Below are 19,708 nucleotides of genomic sequence, written 5' to 3' on the forward strand. Positions count from 1 at the left end.
AGCCGCAGCGTCACGCGACGGCCCGTCATCCACCGGCCCAGGACATTACGGGCAAACCGCCGGGTCGATCAGCGATCGAACCCCGCTGACGAATCGAGGTCAACTTTGCTGTTGCTATCCAGCGAGAGGGTTGCGGGATCGGGCAGTGAGGCTACACCTCACCCTCCAGCCAACGTTCGAATGGCGCGACCTCCGACAGCTCGGAATTGATCGCCTTCAGCCCTCCAGCGAAGTCCTCGGCCAATTTCGAGAGCATCGCAACTAGCTCACTCTGCGCAATGCTCTCGCACTCCGGGTCTGGAACCCAATTGGTCCGCGAATCACAGTGAATCATCACGAGATCTCCGCTTGGTCGGAAGGTCAAAGTCCTCTCGATGCCTTGCGAGTAAAGATCCACCTCGACTTCGCGGCGTTCACGCACACTCACCAGAAGCGACGGGAGTTGCTCCATGAAGGCAGACAAGTCATACGCGACATCGAGCGGCCACTCATCATTCCCGAAGCCGCCAATGTGAAATCTGCCGCCTCCAACATCGGAGAGTGCGCTACACGCCTCCATAACGAGAGTTTCGTACTCTCCACCGGGCTCCAGACTCGCTGAATCAGGAGTTAGGGCACCTGACGGCACGGCCAGATTGAACGACACAGAGAAGGTCATCTCTCCAGCCTCCTAGTTCGGGCCAATGATCGGGAATCCCGTCTTGTACAGACCATTTGGACTCGGTACGACGGTAGCTGCGCGCGCCTGGACAATGCTCCCATCCGGCATGATCACCTGCCCCATTCCCTCCGGGATCTGCACCGACCTGGGACCGGCTCCTTCGACATGGAGCCCCTTGAGGAAATCTGCAGCAGCGTCGTTGTCCAACCATTGACCTTGCTGGTTCCCAGTACTGCGAGCACGATCAGTCAGAGCCTTCGTGTTCTTCGCCCCAGCGCCATGAGTCTTGAATGTGTGACCCCACGTTTTCACGCTGTTAGAAGCCCAGTTCACACACCCATTGCTGTTGTGAACCAGGACCGGCGTCTGACCAGCGAGTACATAGTACGTGTGCAGCTGGTTGACAGTGAGGTTGTACATGTCCGCGTCACCGGCGATCGTGACGACTCGTGCAACGCGGACATGCTTGTTTGCCGCTGTGATCAGGGCTTGGCCGGGCTTGAGCCGGCCGGCTGGGACCCAGGTGTGCGTGCTGTCGTCCCAGAAGGGATGCTTCGACGTCGTGTGGAGGACGGCCGTGTGGCCCGGTGAGGTCTGGATCGTGAGGTCTACGAGGTCGTAGTCGTGGTTGATATGTGTTGCTGTGACCTCTTCCGGCCCCTTGTGCCGACCCGTGTCCGGGTCTGCCGCTTCTACCTCGTCGCCGGTTTGAATATCGCCGATCTTTTTGGTTTTTCCGTCCTGCATGAGGACGGGAGTTGACGGGGTGAAGCTGCAAGGACCCGAGGAGCCCTTTGGACCTTTTTTGCCGCCGGATATTCCTTCACCGAACGCCACTCCAATGAGGGCCGCCGTGAACTCCGACAGCGACGAGTTGGCCTGACGGAAGCAATCTGACTTTTTGCCCAGCCCTATGCAGGTATTCCACTTGAGTGATGCGAAGTTTTCGCGATCTGCCTGGTTATCCACTCCATAGCAAGACAGGTCACCTATATAGCAATTCTTAATGCCTTCCCTGATGAACTGCCTTGCGAACTCCTTGGCGTATTTCCACTTGGAATTAATCGAGTAGTGCTTAAGAAGTTTTATCTTGCCATCGTTGTTCTCATCCGTGCCACTTGTTTCAACGCCCGCCTTAATGTTGTCCGCGTCACCAGGTGATTGGTGGCGACCGGGGTCGTCGACCAAGGCGCCACGGTGGGATGACACTGGTCCGCACTCGTCCCATCCGCCCACACAGTCCGCAGTTCGCAGCCCTGAGGGATCGGCGTTGTCGACAGGGTTGTTGTCGGCGTAGGCGTAGCCGTTCCATTGCTGGGGATCGTCGTTCACGAGCAGTGGATCGGGGCTCAGGAACCGGCCGAGGGCTGGGTCGTATTCGCGTGCGCCGAGATTGGTCAGGCCGGTCGTCGTGTCCTGTGTGCCGCCCACGAATCCCTTGTCGCCGGGCCAAGGCCCCGCGGCGTCGCCAGCGCGGGCTTCGCCGAAGGGGGTGTAGGCACGGCGGGTGACTGCGAGCGTGGCGGCGTCGATGTCGATGGTGGCGGTGCCCTGAGGGTCACTGACCAGGTAGCCGAGGGTCGACGTGCTCTTGCCCGCGGTAGCCGTGCGCACCGCTGTGGGGGCGCCGGCCATCGCGTAGTAGCGCGTCGCCTGTGTCACGGTGCCGTCCGAGCCGATGGTGAGCTCGTCGCTGCCCAGGTAGAGGGTGGTGGTTCCGTCGTCGGTGCGGGCTACCTGGTTGTCGTCCGCGTCGTAGTGGTAGCCAGTGGCGTGCTGCTCGGTGCCTGTCTTGTCCGTGGTGAGCGTGGACAGCTTGCCGGTGGCGGTCCAGGCCAGTTTCGCGTCCTGGTTGTCCTGGGCGTTCGCGGAGTTCGTTGTGGCGATGGCCGTCGGGTTGCCGTCAGCGTCGTAGGTGTAGTTCTGCGTCGTCTGGCCGACGGTTACCTGTGAGACCGCGTGCGTGGAGCCGGGTGAGTCGTATGCCTCCTTGGTGACCACGTCTTTAGCGGTGTCGCCCGTCGGGTCGTGGTCCGTCTTTGCGGTGCGGTCACCGCTCACGTCGTAGGTGTAGGACTGCCAGTACGGCGTGGGGCCGCCGATGTTGGAGGCCTTGGGGGTCGCGCTGTTGCAGTCGCCGATGCCGTTGATCGACGGGGAGGGCGCGGTGTTGGTGCCCTGGGTGTCCGTCCATGCCTGGGTGAGGCGCGACAGGTAATCGTAGGTGTAGCACTGGGTGTCGGTGTGCGCGGCGTCTTGGGCGTCGCTGTCGGAGGTGATGCGGCCCGACGCGTCATAGGTGTAGGAGACGGTATCGACGGCCGCCGTGCTGTTCTCGGCGTTCGTGGTGGCCGTCAGGAGGCGGCCGGTGGCTGCTTCCCAGTTGTTCGTGGTGACGACCTGTGCCGGCTGGTTGCCCATCGTTGCCCGCGTGACCTGGCCGAGGGGCGTGTAGTTGGTCCAGGCGACGTAGACGTCGCTGCCCCCGAGCGTGGTGGGCAGGCCGGTGCCGTTGTAGCCGTGGTGGACGGTTTCGTCGGGCAGCAGGGAACCTGCGCCGGTCGTTGCCATGCGAGTGGTGTCCGGGAGGGCCTGGACCGGCGTGTACGTGTTGGTGCTGGTGTACGTGATCGGGGAGGCATTGTGGTAAACGCCGGCCGGGACCGTGGTGACCGTCTTCGTGGGCTGGTAGCCGACGTCGTAGCCGAGGATCGAGGCGGTGTACTCGGGCTTGCCCGACGCTCCGTAGCTCGTGGACGAGGCCATCTGGCCGAGAGCGCCGCTGGGGTCGTAGGTCCACGCAGCCAGCAGACTGCCGTCTGTGCTCGTTCCGTTGTACTCGTGGAGCTTTCGGCCCAGAGCGTCGTAGTCGTAGGTGAGCGACCTCTTGCCCGCATTGTCGCGGGCCGTCAGCACTTCACCGTCGTCGTCATAGGTGGTGGTCGTCGTCCCTGTGTCAGGGTCCTTGGACGAGACGACGTTGCCGAGCAGGTCGTAGCTGCTGGACCAGGTGACCGCCTTGCCCGCTGTGCTGTCAGGATCCGTGGCGGACGGCAGCGGTCCCGTCTTGGTGACGTTGTTGCCGCTTGAGTCGTACGTGTAGAGGGTCTTGTCGTACGTGCCGGTGGGTGACTGGCCGTCGAATTGCTTGAGCTCGGTGGTCTGGCCACGGCCGTCCGTGAGGGTGGCGGTCGGCGTGCCGCCGGCCGGGGGTGTGACGTCTGTCTCGTCGGCTCCCTGGTAGGCCGTCACCGTGCTCCACTGCTTCGTCCCCAGGGAGTACAGCGCGCTGTCGACGGTCCGCCCCTGTCCGTCAAACGTGGTGTGCGTCGAGGACGGGATCTGACCGGGTACGGGGGCGACGAGCTTGCCCGAGGGTGCCGAGTCGGCGTTGTAGAAGGGGGCGTCTGTTTCCGTCGTCCACCCGTGGGAGTCGTAAGCCGTGTCGGCGATCAGGCGACCGGTGGAACCGTCCTTCGGTGTGGACTGTTCCTGGCGCGAACGGAGCAGTGCGTCGTAGATCTGATAGTCGACGCTGTAATCACCGGAGTCGAGCAACTGCTGGCTCTCCACGACGGACGGTGCCGTGCTGGACAGGGTGTAGGTGAACTTGTCGTTCGGCTGGTTGGGGTTGGACGACTTCGCGTGACCGGGGAGCCAGACTGCTGTAAGGCGGCCAAGCCCGTCGTAGGTCTCCGTGGTCAGCCGCTGGTTCATGTCCAGTGTGGTGAGGGCTGCCTGCCGGCCAGGATCGAACGTGGTGGTGGTCGGCCAGCCCTTGGCGTTCTTGGTCACCTTGGTCACCGGCAGGTACTTCTGCGCGGTGGCGGTACTGCCGTAGCTGGTGCTGGTCTTGCGGCCGAGGGGGTCGGACGTCGCCGTCACACGCCCGTATGCGTCATACGAGGTGGAGTCCGCTGCGGCCCAGGTGAGGGTCCCGTCGGAGGACACCGACTTCGCGCTCTGCGTGCTGGTCGCGTTCCCCGGACCGGGTATTGCCCCGAGTGTGGTGCTCTTGTCGTACCACGTCTTTGTGTCGGCCGTTGTATGGGCGTCCGGAGCGTTCACGCATGCTCCGGCCTCGCTGATGACCTCGGAGGGGAAGTTGGTCATGTTGCGATCGGCATCGGATGCGTAGTGCGTCGTCGTGCACTGCTCCGGAGTGGTGCTGCCGGCCACAGGTTTGCCGTCGGAGCCGACCTCCCCCTTGTCGTCGACCCGGACGGGGAGTCCGGTTCCGGCGTCGTACGTGGTGTCAGTCTCGGTGGTGCGCCAACTGCCGTCCTTCTTCAGGTCCCTCTTGATCGCCTCGCCTATCCCACTGTGGCGTGCGACCAGATCCGGAAGCCCATCGCCCTCATCCTTCGTCGCTGTGGGAGCCGACAGCCAGGGGTGGCTCACCGACTCGCTCTGAGGCTTCCCGCCGTCCTTGTCGTAGACGGTGGTCTGGTAGACGAAGCCACTCAGCGCGTCGTCGTCCGTGATCGAGGTCCCCGTCAGATCCGTGACCTTGACGCTCTTGGTCGTTCCGGCGGTCGAAGTAGCGTCCCCGTTCATGCCGCGGAGGTAGTCCGTGACCGTCTTGGTCACCGGGTCCGGGCTCTTGCCTGTCCGGGTGATGACCTCGCTGTAACCGCGGAAGTCGCCCCATGTCCGGTCCTTCTTCGCGGTGATGGGGTTGTCATCGTGATGCCAGGCAGTGCCGTCTTTGTACTCGTACGTGGTGACGATCGAAGGCGAGCCGGACGCGGCGATGTCGTTCTCGTCGACCTCAGTGACCGGGTACGTGTAGAACCAGTCGAGGATCGGATCCGGGTAACCAGGCGGACTCCATCGGACCGGATAGCACGTGGAAGTGTCGGCGTCTTCCTTTGGCGGCGCCGTGCGGCTGCAGGTATGGCTGCTGTCGTAGGTGACCGTGATGGTTTCGCCGGACTCAGTGGTGATGGATTGGAGGCGGTAGCGGTTGAGTGGGGGTATGTTCTCCGGCTGCTCCAGCCCGTCCACCCGATTCGGGAGCCCCGCCTGCCCAGAGAACTTGACTGCGGGAGTCGTCGTCTTGGAGCCGCCACCTCGCGTGTCAGCGCCGGTGCGCTGAACGGAGGACAGCCACATCGCAGGCTTGGTGCCGTCACCCGGGTCGGGGTAGCTCTGGCTGAGGCTGTAGGTGTCCACCGTCGACCAGGCCGGTGTGGCGAGGGACTCATCCCACACCTTCGTCGTGACGCTCTTCAGCCGCATGGTGGACCAGAAGGAAGGGCTGTAGTTGTCGCACGTTCCCGAAGAGCCGCAGTTTAGGTCATAAGGGACGTCCGGCCAGTGGGATGCCGTCGCGCTTGTCGGCGCCTTCGTACAGTCGACGCCACTCTTGCCGTCACAGCGCTGCGCGACCGCGAAGGAGATCTCCGCAGCAGGAGTGGCCTTCGCGACATAGTCCTTGACCTGCTGGCCATAGGCAATGAGCGTGGGATATCCACCGCGCGTGTACGACGTCAGCGTATGAGTGCTACCACGGCCGTAGTAGTTGCGTTCCGCTGCGTAGTGATAGACGGTGATGTTCTTGTTGGGATCAACCGTGAAGTCAAGGTTCCAGCGCCAGCCTTGAGTGCACTCCGATTTGTCGAACGTCGATGCATGACACGGCTCACCTGTGTCATTGCCGTAGACAGGCACACCCCACGCAGAGTTGGTACTGGCGTCGCTTCCGTTGCCACCCGCGGCAGACGGAAGGTGATCAGCGCCGAAGTAGTACTGCGTGCCGTCATCCTTCGTGAGGCGCCAGTAGGTACCACCGTTCAGACCGTTGTCCGCACCGGAGAGCTCCTCGACCAGGGCCCCGTCATCGTTCGCTATACGCCACTTGCCCGATCCGGCCGGGACCAGCGTGCCCGATGAACTGCCCAGGGAGAGAGTCGCGTTGTCACCTGCCCAGCATTCGTCACCGTCTTTGGTCTGGCCGTCGTCGGAACAGGGGCGGTAGGCGCGCTCGATGGATCCCGTGTTGTAACTCCAGCCGTCGCCCACCCAGGATGCTTGGTTGTTCGTGGCGGAGGTGCGCCCGTCGATAGAAGCTGAGTTGTAGTCGAAGGACACGCTTGGCGCGTCACCACCCACAGAGGGTGGAACTGTCAGCGGATAGGAGTAGGTGAAGGCGCCTGTGTTGCCGCTGGTGCCCCACTTGCCTGACGGGGCAAGCGACGTCGCCGAATACGTTCCGGCCGTGCCGGCGGGGGCCGCAGACGCTGCCAGCACGACGGGCTGTCCGGCTGTTCCGGTGTCTGCTGCGGGGAGAGCGACGTCAGCGACGAGACGCTTGCTCTCAACATCATTCGCCGCCGCGGTCACGGGCGTCCGAGTCTGGCAGGCGGCCTTCTCCGGGGTGGTCACAGAACACGCCGGCAGACTGACAAGACGTAGCCTGGAGGCGTAGTCGCCACCGTAGGCCTCGGCGAAGGAAGAGTAGTCGAGCGCTATGGACGCGTGAGCAGGTTCGGCCTGGCGCGCGTCGGCACGAGTGAGCGAGACGATCACACCGTTGATGCCGGCGTCCTGTGCTGTCTTGTGGCTCGCCACAGTGACGTGCACCGTACCCGGCGCTGCGGCATGTGCCCCCTTGGACAGCGCGGACTTGACGTCCGAACGGCGTGGCAGGAGACCTGAGTCCAGAACGCCGGAGGCGCCGATGGTCACCGGAGTTCCGGCAGCTTGGACAGGTGCATGTGATGTCGTGAAGGGCTGCGCTTCGGCTGCCGCGAGGGGTGACGTGAGCGGGGCTACCGGAGCAGCGTTCAGCGTGACCTTGGCTGTGGCGGCCTTCGGCCACGACACATGGGAGGCGTGGAAGGCCTTCATCACCGGCTTTGCAGCACTACTTGAAGCGGAGCCGCCGACGTCCGTCACATCGACCGAGTGGGCCTTCGCAAGTGGGAACGGGGACCAGAGATCGGGGCGCGCTGCTGCCGCGGCGACCGGGGTGAGCAGCGTGCTCGACAGTGCGAAGGACGCAAGCGCCGTCACCACCGTACGCACCGACTTGAGCTTCACGAAACGTCCGCGAGCCATCACAGATCCCCACCACTCGGCCATGATCTTCAAGCAATCGATGCAATCTAAGCGACGCGAGCACGTCAAAACATCATGAGCAGGTCATGAGCTTCTCCGACTTCGGGGCTGAAACTTCATGGGGAGGTAAAGAATTGGCCAAGCAGTCGAGCTTGTCGTGGTCGCTTGGCCCAGTACGTACCCATTAACGGCGATGTGTTGGGCGTTGTTCAGCACACTGTCCCCACAACTCCTTCGGGTTGTGGACTAATGTGCGCTGCCGCTCGGGATCCTCCGGGCTTCCTCCGGGCTTCTCCGAGAGATGAGGGCACATGAGACAAAGCGTGATCCGCACTCAGAGCCGGAATGGGAGGTTCCGTAGACGCGTCCCAGCATGGTTCGCAGGAAGCGCGGCGCTGTTGATGCTTACCGGCACAACAGGCGTCTCCTACGCAGACACCACGCCACCCGCGGCCTCACCGACCACGCTGGAGCAGGCTGAGGACACTGCCGCCGCGCAGGCGGCGAGCAGCGGGCAGCCTGTCGCTGTGGACGCTGCCACCGACACGGTGAGCACCCTCACCGCAGAACCGAACGGCTCGTTCCTTCGCACCATCAGCTCTCAGCCCGTGCGCCTCCAACGCAGCGGCGGTTGGGTTCCCCTGGATGCCACGCTGCACCCGGCGGAAGGAGGGGGCTATGCGACAACGACGACCACGTCTCAGCTCACGCTCTCAGGCGGCGGCTCGGGCCCTCTCGCCGTGATGCAAGACGGCAGTCGGCAACTGTCCCTCACCTTCCCTTCACCGCTCCCCACACCGACGGTCACCGGGGACACTGCCCTGTACCAAGACGTTCTCCCCGGGGTGGACCTGAGAGTCAGTGCCGATGAGCAGGGCGGCTTCTCCGAGGTCCTCATCGTCAAGTCTCAGGACTCAGCGGCAAATCCGGAACTCACACACCTTGAGCTCACCACGGCTGCCCAAGGTGTCCAGGTAGCCGCCGACTCCGGAGGCAACCTCACGGCCAGCGACGTGGCCACAGGGGACGCCGTCTTTCACGCCGCCGCGCCGATCATGTGGGACTCGTCGACGACGGCGACAGATCCCACCTCGGGGGCCTCGCCGGCGCGGACATCCGCCCGCACGGTGACAAACGCCGACGAGACTGCCGCCGACGGCACCGTGACCACAGACGCAGTCGACGAGCCGGCGCCAGGCGCCCACCAGGCTCCTGTAGAAGTCAGCAGCACGGACGGACAGCTCACCCTGACTCCCGATGCCGGACTGCTCAACGACTCCGCCACGCACTACCCCGTCTACATAGACCCGACATGGGTGCCGGTCTCCCACTCGTCGTCCGCCTCCACGTACGTACAGTCGGCCTACCCCGGCACGAGCAACTACAACGACAAGGGCAACAGCCTCGGCGTCGGGGACCAGGGATGGACATCGCCGACGGGCGCGGAGCGTTCGTACTACCAGTTCAGTATCGGCTCGACCATGGGTGACAAGCACATCCACTCGGCCGAACTGGACGTGACGCAAAGCTACTCGGCCGACTGGAGCTGCACGAAGTACAACGTGACAGCACGCAACGTCGGCCCCATTCACACCACCACCACGTGGAACGCTCAGCCAGGCCTCTACAGCGATACCGACACCGAGCCGTTCACAGGGTCCAACAACAAGGATTGCGCGGGTGGCACAAGGGGCGGCTTCAACGTCACCTCAGCCGTGGCGAACGACGGGGACGGCACCGTCACCTTCCGTCTGACGGGCAGCGAAAGCAACCGGACCGCTTTCAAGCGCTTCAACAAGAAGGCCACACTGGCCATCCGTTACAACACCAAGCCCAACGTCCCGTCGTCGCTGAAGGCTTCGCCCGCGCCAGTGAGCCCCGCCACCCAGGGCTGCGACTCGGACACTTACGGCTGGATCGGGAAAACCAGCAGCGTACGCGTGTCCGCCCATGTCAGTGACCCCGACGGCAGCAAGCAGAACATCCACGGCGAATTCGCCTTCTGGGACAAGGGCGGCTCCGGCACCGCAACGGCTCACAACCTCATCAGCACCGGCGACGCCGCCGGTGAGGGCAACAACGTACCGGGCAGCGGGGGCACCTCGGCCATCACCGTCGCCACGAGCAGGCTCTCCGACGGCCACAAGTACGGATGGCACGTCCGCACCAACGACGGCATAGACACCTCAGCAGAATCCGCCTACTGCTACTTCTGGTACGACGACACCGCACCGAACACCATCCACGCCACCACCAGCGACTTCCCGACGGACGGCACGGGCACCAAGCACGAGGGCGACCCGGCCACCTTCGCCCTGTCCGCCACCGACCCCGCCCCCTCGGGCGCGCACGCCAGTGGCCTGAGCCACTTCGACTACTCGACCGCGTCGGCCGCGGCCCTCGCAGGCGACGGCGGCACCCACGTCAGCGCCAATGCCAACGGCGGCGCCACAGTCACCCTCACTCCCACTGCCTGGGGCAGCAACACCCTCTACGTGTCCGCCGTGGACAAGGCAGGCAACCAGTCGGCAACGGTCTCCGTCCAGTTCTACGTCCCCGCAGACCTCACCAAGACAGTCCACCCGGGCGACGTGGACGGCGACGGAACGCCCGACCTCCTCGCGGCCGACGGCACGTCCGGCAATCTGGACCTCATCGCGCCGAGCCACGAAGTCCCCAATTCGGGCGGCACACCCGCACCGCCGCTCGCCTCCAACGCCGCGAACGGCCCGACCGGCAGCGACGGCAGCCACTCCTGGGCCGACACTCTTCTCGCGCACCGCTCATCCGCCACTCACAGCTCCACCGGCAACTGGGTCGACGACCTGTGGGCCTACCGCAACGGCCACCTCTCCTTCTATGCCAACAACCTCAACAACCAAGGCGGTTTGGCAGGAAACAGCAACCTCTACTACACCCGGGCGAACCACAGCGACATCACCTCTCGACCGCCTTGCACGGCCGGTGACTGCACCGCCTACGCGACCGACTGGAGCCACGTCACACAGATGATCGCGCCCGGAGACGTCAACGGGGACGGTCACCCCGACCTCATCACCGTCGAGAACAAGCAGCTCTGGCTGTATCTCGGCTCCGCCGCATCCGGCCAGTTCGATGCAGCCGAGAACCTGAGCACGCTCGACTGGAGCAACCGCACCCTGATGGCACCGGGGGACGCCAACGGCGATGGTCGTCCCGAGCTGTGGACGCGTCGCAATAGCGATGGCGTTATCTTCCAGTACGCCCTCCCCGCGACAACCCCGACACTCGGCAGTCCCGTCCAGGTCGGCACACCCGACTTCTCAGCGGCGAACCGCCCCATGATCACCAGTCTGGGTGACCTTGATGGAGACGGCTATCCCGATGTCCTCTCCATCATCAAAGAGCGCCGGCTCTGGGCCAATATGGGACACGCCCTGTCCGGCACGTCAGCGCTCGGCGCACACAATGTCGTCAGCACGAGCCCGCTTTGGCAGAGCGTGACCGACATCGGCTGACAATCGCGTCTCTGCACGCGCTTGTTTCGTACGCACGCGATGACGGTGGTGGCCCGCCCGAACTGAGGCCACCACCGTCATCCGCTCCACCACCGCCGGGCGGCGGGCTCGCAGGAGGTCAGACGGCGGGGCCCGCGCCCCACGCGTTCCGCTGGGCCGGCTGCACGTCGTCCCCGAGGACGAGGTGCGTCGTCCCGCCCGGCAGGGTGGGCAGCTCGGACCAGTGCGTCACGGTCTCCTCGCTGTCCAGGCCGTAGGGCAGACGGACGACGCCGTCGGAGTCGAAGAAGCAGTCCCGGTGCTCCGTCCCGTCCTCGGTGAAGTACCGGTCGGTGAAGACCATCGGCCTCACCAGCCAGAACTCCTCGCCCGGCGGCGGCGTGCCGGGCTGGGCCGGATACCGGCCCGTGATGGCCGCCGGCACCGGCATGCCGGGCTCCGGCAGCCTCTCGCGTGCGTCGACCCACGTCACCACGGTGTTCGGATTCATCAGCTCCACCCTTGCTCAGGCAGTGTGCACGTTGCTTCTGTACTTCTGTCGCTTGATACCGGCACGTCGGCAGCCCGGCGACGGTGTCAGGCACGAGGGCCGCGTGGCGCCGGCGAAGGTTGCCCGGGCCGGGCGAGGACGGGTCAGTCGACCACCTGGCGGCCCTCCGGGAGTGCGCTGCACGACGCGCGGAACGCGCAGTGCGTGCAGTGTGCGCCTGGGGTGGGCGTGAAGCGTTCGTCCAGGACGCGGCCCGCCGCCTCCGCCAGGAGCCTCGGTGCCCAGTCGCCGGACAGGGGCTCCTGGGCCTGGATCCTGGGCTGCGCGTCGCCGCCCTCCTTGGCGGGCGCGGGCTGCCGCAGCTGGACGAGTTCCGCGCCGCCCGGCTGCGGCCCGCGGCCCTCGAACGCGCCGTCCACCGCGCCCTCGCCGACCGCGAGTTGGTACACCGCGAGCTGCGCGTGGTGCGCCACCTCGTCCCTCGTCGGGGCCTGCTTGCCCGTCTTGAAGTCGACGACGTACGCGCGCCCCTCGCCGTCCTTCTCCACGCGGTCCATGGAGCCACGGACGCGCACCTCGTACTCCCCCGCCCCGATCGTCACGTCGAACTCGTGCTCCGTGGCGACGGCCTGCCGCCCGCCCCGGTCCGTGACGTGCCAGCGCAGGAAGCGTTCGAGTGCGGCGCGCGCCTGGTCCTTCTCCTGCACCGACTTCCAGGGCGCGTCGAAGGCGAGGCCGTCCCAGACGGTGTCGAGCCGCTCCATCAGGACGGCGAGGTCCGCGGGCGTCCGGCCCGAGGCGACCTCGTCCGCGAGTACGTGCAGCACGTTGCCGAAGCCCTGCGCCGTCGTCGCGGGCGCGTCGGCCTTCACCTCGCGGCCCAGGAACCACTGGAGCGCGCAGGTGTTGGCGAGTTGGTCGAGCGCGCTGCCCGAGAGCGCGACGGGCAGCGACCTGTCGCGCACCGGCACCGCGCTGAGTGTCGGCTCGTACAGGCCCCACCACCGGTCGGGGTGCGCGGCGGGGACGAGCGGCGTGCCCTCCTCGTCGGTGAGCGCGGCGAGGCGCGCGAGGCGGCGCGCGGCCGCGTCCCTGAGCGCGGGGCTCGCCTCCGGGTCGACGGTCGTGGCCCGCAGCTCCGCGACAAGCGGCGCGACGGCGAGTGGGCGGCGGGGCCTCGCCGTGATGTCGCGCGGCTCGACGCCGAGTTCGGTCAGGAAGCGGGACGGCTGGTCGCCGTCGTCGGCGGCTGACTTTACGGCCGTGACGACGAGCCGGTCGCGGGCGCGCGTGGCCGCGACGTAGAAGAGCCTGCGCTCCTCGGTCAGCAGCGCGCCCGGGGTGAGCGGCTCGGCCAGGCCGTCGCGGCCGATGCGGTCCGCCTCCAGCAGGGAGCCGCGGCGGCGCAGGTCGGGCCAGAGGCCCTCCTGCACGCCGGCGACGACGACGAGGCGCCACTCAAGGCCCTTCGAGCGGTGCGCGGTCATCAGGCTCACGGCGTCGGGGCGCACCGCACGGCGGGTGAGGGTGTCGGCTGCGATGTCCTGCGCGTCCAGCTCTTCGAGGAAGTTGAGCACGCCGCGGCCGCCGGTGCGCTCCTCGGCACGTGCGGCGGCGTCGAAGAGCGCGCAGACGGCGTCGAGGTCGCGGTCGGCGTTGCGGCCCGCGGCGCCCCCGCGCAGCGCCGCACGCTCCAGGCGTGCGGGCCAGGGGGTGCCGTCCCACAGCGCCCACAGCGCCTCCTCGGCGGTGCCGCCGGATTCGAGGAGCTCCCGGGTCCCCCGCAGCAGGTCGCCGAGGCGCTGCGCGCCGCGCGCGTAGGCGGGATCGTGCGTGACGAGCCGCTCGGGCTCGGCTAGTGCGCGCGCGAGCAGCACGTCGGACGGCGCCGGCAGCCGGTCGCCCGCGCGCCGCTCGTCCTCGCGCAGGGCGCGCCCGAGGCGGCGCAGGTCGGCCGCGTCCATGCCGCCGAGCGGCGAACCGAGCAGCGCGAGCGCGACATCGACGGGCAGCGCCGCGCCGGCGTCCCCCGACCCGGTGGGGACCTCCATCCCAGCGGGGGCCGCCCCCTCGGCGGAGGCCGCCGCAGCGGCGGGAGCCGCCCCAGCGACGGAGTCCCCCTCGGCCGCGGGCGCCACATCGGCGCCGGGGGCAGCCGACGTGGAGGAGCCCGTGCGCGCGTCGGACGGCGACCGCCCGTCTGCCGCCTGCGCGCACGGGTCGGGGCTCGTCTGCGAGCCCGGCCCCGTCGCGTCGCACACCTGCGGTTGCGAATCCGGCGGTTGCGGATCCGGCGCCCCGCCGGTGTCCGCTCCGACTGCGGGGGCCGGCCCGGTGGCGTCGTGCGCGCGTGCGTCAGACCCCGCGACCGCGTGGCCCGCGTCCCCCGGGCGCGCGCCCGGCGCGGGGCGCGCGAGCGCGGCCGTCGCCACCGCGCGCAGCGCCGTCAGCAGCGAGGCCACCGCCGGCTCGTGCCGCAGCGGGATGTCGTCGCCGTCCACCTCGACCGGCACGCCCGCCGACGTCAGCGCCCTGCGGATCGACGGGATCGTGCGGCCGCCCGCGCGCACCAGCACCGCCATGTCGCCCCAGCCGACCCCGTCCTCAAGGTGAGCCCTGCGCAGGATGTCCGCGACGTTGTCCAGCTCCGTGGACGGCGTGGGGAAGGTGTACACCTCCGCCCTGCCGCCGTCCCGCACCGGCTCGGGCCCGCGGTGCGCGCTGACCGCCTCGCGCGGCAGGCGCGGCAGCGGCATCCGCCGTGCCACCTCGCGCGTCGCGGCCAGCAGGCGCGCCCCCGAGCGCCGGGTACGGGTGAGGACCGCCACCGGCGCCTCGCGGCCGTCGCCGCGCGGGAACGCGCGCGGGAAGTCGAGGACGCCGTTGACGTCGGCGCCGCGGAACGCGTAGATCGACTGGTCGGGATCTCCGAACGCGACCAGCGTCCGCCCGCCGCCCGCCAGTGCACGCAACAGCCTGACCTGCGCCGGGTCCGTGTCCTGGTACTCGTCGACGAAGACCGCGTCGTAGGAGGCGGCCAGCTTCGGGCCCACGTCGGGAAGGCCGGCGAGCAGCGCCGCCCGGAGCACGAGCTCCGCGTAGTCCAGCACGCCCTGGAGGTCGAGCACGTCGAGGTACTCGGCGAGGAAGGCGGCCGCCGCGCGCCAGTCGGGGCGCCCCGTGCGCGCCGCGAACGCGCCGAGCGCGTCGGGGCCGAGGCCGAGCTCGCGGCTGCGCGCCAGCACCGCGCGCACCTCGTCCGCGAAGCCGCGCGTCGTCAGGCAGGCCCTGAGGTCGTCGGGCCAGCGCACGCGCGAGCGTCCCTCGCGCGCGAGGTCGATCTGGCCGGCGAGCAGGTCGCGCACGGCGACGTCCTGCTCGGGGCCCGACAGCAGCCGCAGGGGCTCCCTGAACAGGGCGGCGTCCTGATGCGCGCGTACCAGGGCGTAGCACAGCGAGTGGAACGTGGTCGCCTGCGGCGCGCGTGCGCCGCCGAGCCGGGCCGCCATCCGGTCGCGCAGCTCGACCGCGGCCTTGCGGCTGAACGTCAGCACGAGGATCCGCGCCGGGTCGCCGCCGCGCGCGACGCGTGCCGCGACGGACTCCACCAGTGTCGTGGTCTTGCCCGTGCCGGGGCCTGCGAGCACGAGCAGCGGTCCCGCCGCGTGGTCAACCACCGCGCGCTGTGCCGCGTCCAGCACAGGGAGGTCCGCCGGTTCGGGGGCGGTGCGTACCAGACGGTAGGCGCCGGCGCCCCGCTGCCGCGCCCCCTGGTGCGGGGGGCGCCCGGTGGTGGTGGAGGAGCTCACGTCGATCGCCGGTCCTGGAAGTCGTACGAGGGGGTGCTGAGGTGCGAGGAGTCGAGCGGGCCGTGTGGGGCCCGGCAGCGGCGCGGGAGCCGTGCGTGACGCGTGCGCCAGACGCTACGCCGCCGGGCCCCGGGGACGCAGGCAGTGGTGCGAAACCGACCGGGCCTCTCCATCCCGCACCACGATGGCGGAAACTGTCATATGTGAGACCGATCGCCCGCGTGCTCCGCGGCCTGCCCGCCGCCCACCGCGCCGCCGTCCCACCTGGCGCGCCGCATGTCGAGGCGGGGCAGGTGGCCCTCTGCGCCGCGCGCGGCCTCCCGCAGCGGCGTGCCCTCCGCCCGGTAGGCGTCGAGCGCCCGCAGCTCATGCCCCGCGAGCAGCACGCCGTCGGAGCGCACCACGCGCCACCACGGCACCGCGCCGCCGTACAGCGCCATGACGCGGCCCACCTGGCGCGGGCCGCCCTCCTCGATCCACTCGGCGACATCGCCGTACGTCATGACCCGGCCCGGCGGGATCAGCTCCGCGACGTCGAGGACCCTCTCGGCGTACTCCGGCAGCTCCGCCGCGCCGTCCGCCGGCCCCGGGCCCTCGCCCGGCCCGGCCACCCGCTTCCCGTCCCGTTCGTGCTCCTGCCGCCTCATCCGTCCCATCCTGCCTCACGGCACGGACAGTCGCGGCGGGCGGGCGCAGTGCCCGCATACCAGGGCAAAGCGCCACGTCCCGCTGCTCATCTGTGCGCGCAACGCCCTGTGTTGCCCCCGTGCGCGGACCTCACGTGCCACCATCGTGCGGGCGGTGACTGGTGATACAAGATCGAGAAGACACGGACGCGACGGAGGGGCAGGCCGGACGGCCTGCCACGGCCGAGGGCCCCTCCGGCGGTGAGCCGTGCGACCGTGACGGCGCGCCGTCCGCCGCCGCCGGGGAGGACACGGCCGTGACGGACGACGACGGCCGGTCCCCCGATACCGAATCCCCCGATACCGAGTCCGCCGACGCCGAGTCCCCTGACGCCGAGTCCTCTGCCGCCGAGTCCCCCGACGGCGAGTCCCCCGAGGCCGTGCGCGCCCAGACGGAGCCCGTCGGCGACGAGGACGAGGTCCCGCACGCCGACCGCGTCTCCGGCGACGAGCCGCTGCTCGCCGCGCGCGTGCACCGCCCTTCCGACCTGCTGCGCCTCCTCGTGGGGCTGCTCGCCATCGCCCTCGTACTCCTGCTGTCCGCGTTCGCCCACGGCACCACGTCGGGTCTTGAGCAGGACATCAGCAGGGGCACGGGCCAGGCGCCGGACCTGCTCGCCAAGTTCGCGGGGCTGCTGTCCAGCATCGCCGTGCTGCTCGTGCCCGTCGCGTTCGCGATCGAGCGCCTGATCAAACGGGACGGGCTGCGCATCGCGGACGGCGTGCTCGCTGCGGTGCTCGCCCACGGTGTGACCCTCGCCACCGACCTGTGGGTGGCGCGCGCGGCCCCGCACGGCTTGCAGGCCGCGCTGACCATGCCGCAGGTCGGCAGCGGGGCGACGGACCCGGTGCACGGCTACCTGGCGCCCGTCATCGCCTACATGACGGCCGTCGGCATGGCCCGAAGGCCGCGCTGGCGGGTGGTCCTGTGGGCGGTGCTGCTGCTCGACGCGTTCGCCATGCTCGTCGCCGGTTACACGACGCCCTTCTCGATCATTCTGACCGTGCTCATCGGCTGGACGGTGGCCTACGGCACGCTCTACGCGGTCGGCTCGCCGAACGTGCGGCCCACCGGCCAGACCCTCATGGCGGGGTTGCGCAGGGTCGGCTTCCGTCCGGTCAGCGCGATGCGCGCCGAGGAGCCGTCGTCCGAGCCGATCGAGGCGGCCGACCGGGGCCGGCGGTACTTCGTCTCCCTGGAGGACGGGCCGCCGCTCGACGTCACCGTCGTCGACCGCGAGCAGCAGGCGCAGGGCTTCTTCTACCGGGTGTGGCGCAGGCTGACGCTGCGCTCGATCACCTCGGGCAGGTCCATCCCGTCCCTGCGCCAGGCGCTTGAGCAGGAGGCACTGCTCGCATACGCGGCGATCGCGGCGGGCGCGCGCGCCCCCAAGCTGATCGCCACATCGGAGCTCGGGCCCGACGCCGTCATGCTCGTGTACGAGCACCTCGGCGGGCGCACGCTCGACGCCCTCGCGGACGACGAGATCACCGACGAGCTGATGCGCGGCGCCTGGGAGCAGGTGCGGGCACTGCAGTCTCGGCGCATCGCGCACCGCAGCCTGACCGGGGACGCGCTGCTCGTGGACCGTACGGGGCTCGTCACGCTCACGGAGCTGCGCGGCGGCGAGATCGCCGCGAGCGACGTGGTGCTGCGCATGGACACCGCGCAGCTGCTCACCACGGTCGGCCTGCGGGTCGGCGCGGAGCGCTCCGTCGCGGCCGCGGTGGGGGTGCTGGGGCCCGACGCGGTCGCCGACTGCCTGCCGCTGCTCCAGCCGATCGCGCTGAGCCGTTCGACGCGTGCGACGCTGCGCAGGCTCGCGCGCGAACGGTCGCAGCGCGAGCGCGAGGCCGTGCTTGAGGCGTCCGCCGCGAACAAGAAGGCGCGGCTCGCGGAGGCGTCCGCCGCGGCGGACGGCGACAAGGACGGTGGCAAGAAGGCCGCACGCAAGTCGTTGCGGGCGGAGAAGCAGGCCGAGAAGCGTGCCATAGACGACGCTCTGGGCGGGGCACGCGAGGAGGACCTGCTCTCGCAGATCCGGGGGCAGGTGCTGCTGATCAGGCCGCAGGCGCCGGTGGAGCCTGTGCGCCTCGAACGGATCAGGCCGCGCACGCTGATCGGGTTCATCGCGGGCGCGATCGCCGCGTACTTCCTGCTGTCGCAGCTCACCCAGCTCGACTTCGGCATGGTCATCAGCAAGGCGCACTGGGGCTGGGTGGTGGCCGCGGTGCTGTTCTCGGCGGCGTCGTACGTGGCGGCCGCGATGAGCCTGCTCGGCTTCGTGCCGGAGCGTGTGCCGTTCCTGCGCACAGTGTCCGCGCAGGTCGCCGGGTCCTTCGTGAAGATCGTCGCACCGGCGGCGGTCGGCGGTGTCGCGCTGAACACCCGGTTCCTGCAGCGCTCCGGGGTGCGCCCAGGACTCGCGGTGGCGAGCGTGGGCGCGTCCCAGCTGTTCGGGCTCGGCGCGCACATCCTGCTGCTGGCGGCCTTCGGCTATCTGACGGGTACGGAGAAGACGACGTCGCTCACCCCGTCGAGGACGGTGATCGCGGGGCTGCTGACGGTCGCGGTGCTCGTCCTCGTGGTGACGGCGATCCCGTTCCTGCGCAAGTGGGTGGTGACACGGCTGCGGTCGCTGTTCGCCGGCGTCGTGCCGCGCATGCTGGACGTCCTGCAGCAGCCGATGAAGCTGGCGACGGGCATCGGCGGCCAGCTGCTGCTGACGGGCATGTTCGTGATGTGCCTCGACGCGTCGATCCGCGCGTTCGACAACGGGCACCAGCAGCTGAGCTACGCGAGCATCGCCGTCGTCTTCCTCGCGGGCAACGCGATCGGCTCCGCGGCGCCCACCCCGGGCGGTGTGGGCGCGATCGACGGCGCGCTGACGCTGGGCCTGCTGGCCGTGGGCCTGCCGAAGGAGGTCGCGGCGCCGGCGGTGCTGCTGTTCCGCCTGATGACGCTGTGGGTGCCGGTGCTGCCGGGGTGGATCTGCTTCAACCAGCTGACCCGCAGAGGCTCACTCTGACGCGACGGGTGCGCCCCGGGCCGCCTGGCTACGGATCACTGCCCGGCCTGGCGTAAGGACCGGTGCCGTTATGGGCGCCGAACCCGCCCGCTGTGGAGTGCGGCGCCGGGAAGGCAGCGCGACGGGCCGTCTCGCCGTCGCCACGCGTTCCCGCGCCGACACGAGTCACCCCGCGGCGCCGCCCGCCGTGCGGCGCCGCGGCGAAGCAGGCACCCCGCCTTCGCGGCCGGCCGCCGCCCATAACGGCACCGGCCGCGCCGGACAGCCGGGCACGCGGCACGTCGGTCGTCCGCCCCGGGCCGGTACCCGACGGCTCGTCCGTCTTCCAGCACCTGCCGGAACCGGCGACTGCCGGGGCCCTCGCCAGGCGCGGGCCGTGAACGGCGCAAGCCGCCCGGGCGGGGCAAGCCCCGTCGTTGGCGACGCGGCCCGTCTCCCCCGGCCTGCCGGAGCCCTCACGCAGGGCAGGCCCGG

The 19,708-nt window shown here is 69.0% G+C and carries 7 protein-coding genes; 2 read left to right on the top strand and 5 right to left on the bottom strand.

Annotated elements, in window-relative coordinates; genetic code table 11:
- Positions 1-151: 151 nt before the first annotated feature.
- Together IH48_RS0131390 and IH48_RS0131395 are read right to left on the bottom strand one after the other, a co-directional pair.
- Positions 152-658, bottom strand: a complete 507-nt coding sequence (locus IH48_RS0131390; RefSeq protein ID WP_158710385.1) for a hypothetical protein — start codon at positions 656-658, stop codon at positions 152-154.
- A 12-nt stretch (positions 659-670) separates the two neighbouring features.
- Positions 671-7,747 (bottom strand): RHS repeat-associated core domain-containing protein, encoded by a 7,077-nt coding sequence (locus IH48_RS0131395; RefSeq protein WP_078850182.1) that lies wholly within the window; start codon positions 7,745-7,747, stop codon positions 671-673.
- Positions 7,748-8,250: 503 nt separating this feature from the next.
- On the opposite strand from IH48_RS0131395, the gene IH48_RS0131400 reads away from it, so the two are divergent.
- Entirely contained in the window at positions 8,251-11,220 is a 2,970-nt protein-coding gene (locus IH48_RS0131400; RefSeq protein ID WP_158710387.1) for an FG-GAP-like repeat-containing protein, read from the top strand.
- A gap of 118 nt (positions 11,221-11,338) precedes the next feature.
- Here the strand turns inward: IH48_RS0131400 and IH48_RS0131405 are convergent, their stop codons facing one another.
- The 3 genes from IH48_RS0131405 to IH48_RS0131415 form a co-directional block, all read right to left on the bottom strand.
- Positions 11,339-11,710, bottom strand: coding sequence for an AQJ64_40280 family protein (locus IH48_RS0131405; RefSeq protein WP_037843846.1), 372 nt, complete (start codon positions 11,708-11,710; stop codon positions 11,339-11,341).
- 143 nt (positions 11,711-11,853) lie between these two features.
- A complete protein-coding gene (locus IH48_RS0131410) occupies positions 11,854-15,519 on the bottom strand; it encodes an ATP-dependent DNA helicase (protein ID WP_030912444.1) in 3,666 nt (1,221 codons plus the stop codon).
- A 197-nt stretch (positions 15,520-15,716) separates the two neighbouring features.
- On the bottom strand, positions 15,717-16,166 hold the full coding sequence (locus IH48_RS0131415) for an MGMT family protein (protein ID WP_234434453.1): 450 nt from the start codon (positions 16,164-16,166) through the stop codon (positions 15,717-15,719).
- A gap of 164 nt (positions 16,167-16,330) precedes the next feature.
- On the opposite strand from IH48_RS0131415, the gene IH48_RS0131420 reads away from it, so the two are divergent.
- Positions 16,331-19,234 carry a lysylphosphatidylglycerol synthetase family protein gene (locus tag IH48_RS0131420; RefSeq protein WP_030912448.1) on the top strand — a complete coding sequence of 968 codons (2,904 nt, stop codon included), beginning with the start codon at positions 16,331-16,333 and terminating at the stop codon, positions 19,232-19,234.
- Positions 19,235-19,708: the final 474 nt, after the last annotated feature.

Origin of the sequence: Streptomyces sp. NRRL F-5126, assembly GCF_000721265.1 — a bacterium.
Classification (GTDB): Bacteria; Actinomycetota; Actinomycetes; order Streptomycetales; family Streptomycetaceae; genus Streptomyces.

Coding starts and splice junctions, on each gene's coding strand:
- IH48_RS0131390 (WP_158710385.1), bottom strand. CDS start 658: ATGACCTTCTCTGTGTCGTTCAATCTGGCCGTGCCGTCAGGTGCCCTA.
- IH48_RS0131395 (WP_078850182.1), bottom strand. CDS start 7,747: ATGGCCGAGTGGTGGGGATCTGTGATGGCTCGCGGACGTTTCGTGAAG.
- IH48_RS0131405 (WP_037843846.1), bottom strand. CDS start 11,710: ATGAATCCGAACACCGTGGTGACGTGGGTCGACGCACGCGAGAGGCTG.
- IH48_RS0131415 (WP_234434453.1), bottom strand. CDS start 16,166: ATGAGGCGGCAGGAGCACGAACGGGACGGGAAGCGGGTGGCCGGGCCG.